The sequence below is a fragment of the Streptomyces malaysiensis subsp. malaysiensis genome, assembly GCF_040653035.1.
Taxonomy (GTDB): domain Bacteria; phylum Actinomycetota; class Actinomycetes; order Streptomycetales; family Streptomycetaceae; genus Streptomyces; species Streptomyces malaysiensis.
Map to the genome: position 1 here is coordinate 1 of NZ_JBEZNG010000076.1, position 5,360 is coordinate 5,360.

Consider the following 5,360-nt stretch of genomic DNA (forward strand, 5'->3'; position numbering starts at 1 on the left):
GTCCTCGACCAGCCGGCCGTCCGGCAGCGCCTGCCGCAGATCGTCGATCAACACGCCGTCCGTGACGGCGGCCGACAACCTGCTTCGTCCCTCAGGTTCTCACCACACTTTGCGTGAGCGCGCCTCGGTGACCAGGTCGGGGTCGGGAACCTGTCGCTTGGCGGCGACGGTGGCAAGCATCTGTTGCGAGAAGTGGAAACCGAAGTCTTCGGCAACGAGCTTGCGCCAGGGGCGAGACACGATGTTGTGGGTTGCCCAGCGAGCGAACCGCGGGCGCTTCATGATCTCGCCTGCGATCGCCCACGCCTTCGGCAGGAGCTCCTCACGCGGAAGTACGTCGCTGACGAGCCCGTAGTCGAGTGCTTTCCGCGCGGGGATGGAGCGGCCACTGTAGATGTCGTAGGCCGCCCGCTTCGTGCCCATCAGGTGCTGTAGGGCGAGCGAGAGTCCGTCTCCCGGCGCGGTTCCCGCCATGAAGTGCGGGTCCATGAAGTCTGCGTCTTCCGCGGCCAAAGTGACGTCGCAGAGTAGCGCGAACTCGGTGTGGATCCCGGGACCGTTTACCGCCGCGATCGTCGGGATGTCGAGGTTGTTGACGAAGTTCTCGATCAGCTTCCACGCATCGATGGTCTGCTGAAAGATGTAGTCGGGCTCCTCGTCGACGATGGGCCGCGGCCACGTCTCCTCGGGGTCGCCTCGGAACCAGGTCTCGCCGGTGCCGGTCAGGATGAGGACATGGTTGTCGGGGTCGTTGCCCACGTCCTGCCACACCCGGTTCCACGCGTTGTGGGCGGCCCAGTTGTGGATGTACGGACCGCCGTCAGTGTGGAGCCGAAGCTCGATGATCCCGTTCTCCCTGCGCATCTTGAAGAAACCGGCGTACTTCTCTGAGTACTCCTCAAATGCGGTCGGTGGAACGTGGCCTTCCCACCGGGGGTCTGACATGGTCGCCAAGGTCGTCCTCCTTCGTCAGCGCCGGGATAGCGGCGCTCTCGCACTAATGCGAAGATCATTACTCCACGAGGAAGCGGCATGACCGGCAACGCAGGAAAAATCCCCAGAAGCCGACCGCGATGAAGTTTGACGGCAGACAGGCGCGCCCTTCTGTCGCAATTCGGTCGGCGTCACGAGCTCCACGCTGCACCTCAAAGGGCATCGCGAGTTGCGGCGTCTGGAATCTCCGCACGGAGCCACGTCGGGATGCTTCGGCACACCGCACTTGAACAACCGCATACCCACCGAAACATCAACCTTTTCCCGTAACATAGAGTCAAGTCTTATGAGTCATTTGGACGAGAGTCGGCAGGACTACGACCTCGATGAGCTCGATCGGCGGCTCATCCATGCCCTCCAGATCAACCCGCGAGCACGCTGGGCTGCGCTGGCGCCGATTATCGGGGTCGACGCGGTCACCCTCGCCCGGCGCTGGGAACGCATCGTCGAGGCTGGCATCGCATGGGTGTCCGGACATCCCGGCCCGGAGCTGAGAGGGCCGTCGGCCATACTGGAAATCGAAGCCCACCCTGCCGCCACGCTCGGTCTCGCACAGGAGATCTCGGCGGACAGTGAAGCGTTCACGGTGGACCTCACGGCCGGGGGGCGCGAGATGCTCGTGCTGGTGGCCACATCCAGCATGGATGCCCTCACGGAGTATTTGATGATGCGGATACCGAAACTTGACGGCATTCGGGCGACCCGGGCCCACTTGTTCACGTCACCCTTCGTGCACGGAGGTCAGTGGCGTCTTCGCTCCCTGTCAGCCGAGGAGATCGCTGCGGTGGAGCGGAGCATCGAGGTCTCGCGATCCCCGAGGGGCCGCGTCGACTCTCAGCTGGAGGACCAACTCCTTCGCCTCCTGGGTGCGGATGGCAGGGCGACAGTGGCTTACCTGGCGAGGACCGTCGGCGTGGGCCAACGTCGGGTACGGGATGCGGTTGCGGCCATGACTGCACAAGGGCGGTTGGACACCCGCCTGGATATGGCAAAAGCGCAATCAGGCCGGCCGGTTCATGCGTGGTACTTCCTCCGTGTCCCTGCCGCGCTCGTGCAGCGCGTCGGGTCGGTGCTCACACGTATCAGCGAGATCCGCCTCGCGGTTTCAACTGTCGGACAGTACAACCTCATCCTCGCCGTGTGGTTGCCGACGCTGGCCGACGTGCAGCGGCTCGAGGCCGTCCTCGAGGAGAAACTTCCCGGCGTCAGCATCGCCGACCGTTGCGTCGTGCTGCGCACGGTCAAGAAGGAAGGACACCGCCTCAATGCCCATGGGCACGCCACCGGCGAATTCAGCCCTCTGCTGACCAATATGCCTCAGCCAAGCCCGTCTTTCGAGTGAAATCCTGCAACAGGCCGGGCCCATTGCACGCGCGGACTACCGTCCCGCTTCATGACCACTTCGACAGCTGCTGTCAGTGTCTTCGACCTGTTCACTATCGGGATTGGGCCCTCAAGTTCGTACACAGTCGGACCGATGAAGGCAGCCGCCGCCTTTGCGGAGGACCTACGACGAGCGGGCACGACGGACAGCGTCGAATCAGTGCGAGTGGAGATATTTGGCTCGCTCGCCGCGACCGGACACGGGCACGGCGCGTTCAACGCGGTGCTTCTCGGCTCGGATGGTGCGCAATCAGCCAGGATCGACTCCGGCGAAGTTGAGCGAAGACCGGCGGACATCACGGCATCCGGCACGGTGAGCCGCGGCGCAGGGCAACGAATCCCCTGCCGGATCGAGGACCTCGTGCTGCGACCGTTGACCGTACGGCCGCGCCACACGAACGCGTTGACGCTCACGGCATACGGCCATGCCGGCGTTGCCTGCGCAGTCGAACATTCATGAAATGAGGAGCAATGGCAATCCGCACAGTCTTCAAGAATGGGACCGTCTTCGACGGAACCGCAGCAGGCACAGCCGACCTCGTCATCGAAGGCCGCCACGTCGTCGATGTCGGGACCGATCTGGACGGTGATCACGTTGTGGACTGCGCTGGAAAGTCGGTCCTCCCCGGGCTGTTCGACTGCCACGTGCACGTGATGACCCGAGACTTCAACCTCGGACGCGCCGAACAACAAGCCTTCTCCTTGCAGTATTACGAAGCAAAGCGCAACCTGTCGCTCCTGCTCGACCAAGGCATCACCTCTGCCCGAGATGCCGCAGGCGCAGACCTAGGGGTGAAGCAAGCGATCGCACAGGAACTCATCGAGGGGCCACGACTTCAGATCGCGATCTCGATGCTGTCCCAAACGGGCGGGCACGGCGATGTCCATCTCCCCTCGGGAGGTCATCGATCGATCCCGATGATGACGGCACACCCCGGACGGCCCAACCCGATCGTCGACGGCCCGGACGGAGTACGGCGAGGAGTTCGTGAAGTCCTGCGCGCGGGAGCCGACGCAGTCAAGATCGCCACCACCGGCGGAGTCATGTCTCCAGGCGATAATCCCCGCCACGCCCAGTTTCGCGCCGATGAGCTAGCGGTGATCGTCGCCGAAGCCGCCGCGGCCGACACCTACGTATTCGCTCACGCGCAGGGAACCGAGGGAATCAAGGCAGCCTTGCGGGCCGGCGTCCGTTCCATCGAACACGGCTACTACCTGGACGACGAAGCAGTCGACCTCATGCTCGAGCGTGGCGCCTGGCTCGTTCCCACGCTGTCAGCAACACGCGCCATCATTGACGCCGCTGACAGCGGCATACCGATCCCGGAAGAGAACGCCAACCTTGCCCGTGAGGCCGTCGAAGCTCATCAGGCGAGCTTCGCACTCGCCGTCCAGGCGGGAGTGAAGATCGCCATGGGGACCGACAGCCCGCCCTACTGGAGCCCGACAGCGAGCAACCTCAGAGAACTCGCTCTGATGGTGAACTCCTCGTCGATGTCCGCGCTGGATGCCTGGCGCGCCACGACGTCGAGCCCGGCCGAACTCCTTCGATTCGACACCGCCGGAAGGTTGGCAGCCGGCAAGCTCGCGGATGTGGTCGTCATCGCGGGCAGTCTGTCCGATCTCGACGACCTTCGCGGCCGGGTCCGTCAGGTGTGGCTCGACGGCACGCAGGTACGGTGACGCGTTGTGCGCATGCCCTCGATCAAGCCCAGCGAACTGACAGCCGAGCAGCGCTCGCTCGACGCTCACGTCCGACAGCTCATGGCCGGGTTGCCCGCGCCGTTTACCTCGACTGATCCCGACGGCGCGCTGATCGGCCCGTTCCCGGTGATGCTCCGCTTTCCCGGGCTCGCCCGCCCGCTGCTGGAGTGGTTCACGGCCGGCACCGGTGCCTCAGTCCTGCCCGCCCGGGTGCGCGAGGTTGCGATTCTCACCACGGGGTCGCGGTATGCCGCGGCCTACGAGCTGTACTCGCACTCCCGGGTCGCGCTCGACGTCGGTCTGCCGGAGGACATCATCGAGGGCCTGGTCGCGGGGCAGCGCCCGGCAGGCATGACCGCCGAGGAAACGGTCGCTCACGATGTGGCTGCCCGGCTGCACAGCGGCGCGCCTTTGCCGGGAGCGCTTTACCGAGCCGTCGTCCGCGCCTTCGGCGACTCCGGTACGGCTGAACTCGTCTTCCTCGTCGCGCAGTATGCCGCCATCTCGGCGATCCTCAATGCGTACGACGTGCCACTGCCGCCCGACGGCGACTGACCCTGCGTCAGGACGTTCGCCGCTTCCATGGCCTTCGCCCTGATTTCGGGGGCTCGGCACTCCCCGCCCCCGCCCCGAAACAGGGCTTTCGACACTGGGCTTCGGCCCCGGGCGCTTCCCCCCGACACCGCCAGTCCACTACCGGGCCTCCTGGCAGCTACCCGGACCGGACTCCCACCGGCAGGCGACAACGAGCTTACGACCAAAGATCACTTACAACATCAAGACCTCCAGTCCGCTGGGCGCGCGAAAGCCCGAGGCTAGTCGGTTTGATCGCGATCGGCGTCCGTCCCGCTGCGCCGGGCTATGAGTTCATCCTCGATATGCCGGAGCGTGGCGTTGACGATCTCGATGGTGGCGGGGTCGTCGATGATGCCCCGGAGGGTCCGGTCCCAGTTGTCGCGGAGGATCTGGTGATTCCGGTGGGCCTTGTCGGTGGGGTACAGGCGCACGCCTCGGGCGTTGCGGTCGTCCACGACGCGCTCCACGAGCCCCCTCTTCTCCAGGCCGCGCAGTACCCGGCTGAAGTTGCTCGACGGAAGCAGGGTCGCCTCCGAGGCGGCTCGCGCGGACGTGCCGGGGTGGTGGTGGATGAACCGCATGACGCTGATCTCGATCGGCGTGCACGGCTCGAAGGCGGGGTCCGTCGGGGGCCGAAGCTGCCGCCCCACGGCGAAGACCAGGTCGGCCAGCTCGTGGAGACTGGCGGCTTTGACGTCGCTCAT

At 65.3% G+C, this 5,360-nt stretch carries 6 protein-coding genes; 4 read left to right on the forward strand and 2 right to left on the reverse strand.

Annotated features, from left to right (window positions below; genetic code table 11):
* Window positions 1-99: 99 nt before the first annotated feature.
* Complete coding sequence (locus tag AB0E24_RS45770) at window positions 100-945, reverse strand: enoyl-CoA hydratase/isomerase family protein (RefSeq protein WP_069864913.1); 846 nt, start codon at window positions 943-945, stop codon at window positions 100-102.
* Between the two features lie 334 nt (window positions 946-1,279).
* Between AB0E24_RS45770 and AB0E24_RS45775 the strand changes: the two genes are divergently transcribed.
* The 4 genes from AB0E24_RS45775 to AB0E24_RS45790 are packed head-to-tail and all read left to right on the forward strand — an operon-like array spanning window position 1,280 to window position 4,635.
* Window positions 1,280-2,335: an Lrp/AsnC family transcriptional regulator gene (locus AB0E24_RS45775; RefSeq protein WP_093699792.1), complete on the forward strand. Its 1,056-nt coding sequence runs from the start codon at window positions 1,280-1,282 to the stop codon at window positions 2,333-2,335.
* Window positions 2,336-2,386: 51 nt separating this feature from the next.
* Window positions 2,387-2,836, forward strand: coding sequence for a serine dehydratase beta chain (locus tag AB0E24_RS45780; protein WP_359385976.1), 450 nt, complete (start codon window positions 2,387-2,389; stop codon window positions 2,834-2,836).
* Window positions 2,837-2,847: 11 nt separating this feature from the next.
* Entirely contained in the window at window positions 2,848-4,059 is a 1,212-nt protein-coding gene (locus AB0E24_RS45785) for a metal-dependent hydrolase family protein (RefSeq protein WP_079258673.1), read from the forward strand.
* A 12-nt stretch (window positions 4,060-4,071) separates the two neighbouring features.
* On the forward strand, window positions 4,072-4,635 hold the full coding sequence (locus AB0E24_RS45790) for a carboxymuconolactone decarboxylase family protein (protein WP_141729442.1): 564 nt from the start codon (window positions 4,072-4,074) through the stop codon (window positions 4,633-4,635).
* A gap of 260 nt (window positions 4,636-4,895) precedes the next feature.
* Here the strand turns inward: AB0E24_RS45790 and AB0E24_RS45795 are convergent.
* A partial coding sequence (locus AB0E24_RS45795) for a MarR family winged helix-turn-helix transcriptional regulator (RefSeq protein WP_359385981.1) occupies window positions 4,896-5,360 on the reverse strand: 465 nt, incomplete at its 5' end.

Excerpts from the sequence above, each read along its gene's own strand:
- AB0E24_RS45775 (WP_093699792.1), top strand. The coding sequence starts at position 1,280 with ATGAGTCATTTGGACGAGAGTCGGCAGGACTACGACCTCGATGAGCTC.
- AB0E24_RS45780 (WP_359385976.1), top strand. The coding sequence starts at position 2,387 with ATGACCACTTCGACAGCTGCTGTCAGTGTCTTCGACCTGTTCACTATC.
- AB0E24_RS45790 (WP_141729442.1), top strand. The coding sequence starts at position 4,072 with ATGCCCTCGATCAAGCCCAGCGAACTGACAGCCGAGCAGCGCTCGCTC.
- AB0E24_RS45785 (WP_079258673.1), top strand. The coding sequence starts at position 2,848 with ATGGCAATCCGCACAGTCTTCAAGAATGGGACCGTCTTCGACGGAACC.
- AB0E24_RS45770 (WP_069864913.1), bottom strand. The coding sequence starts at position 945 with ATGTCAGACCCCCGGTGGGAAGGCCACGTTCCACCGACCGCATTTGAG.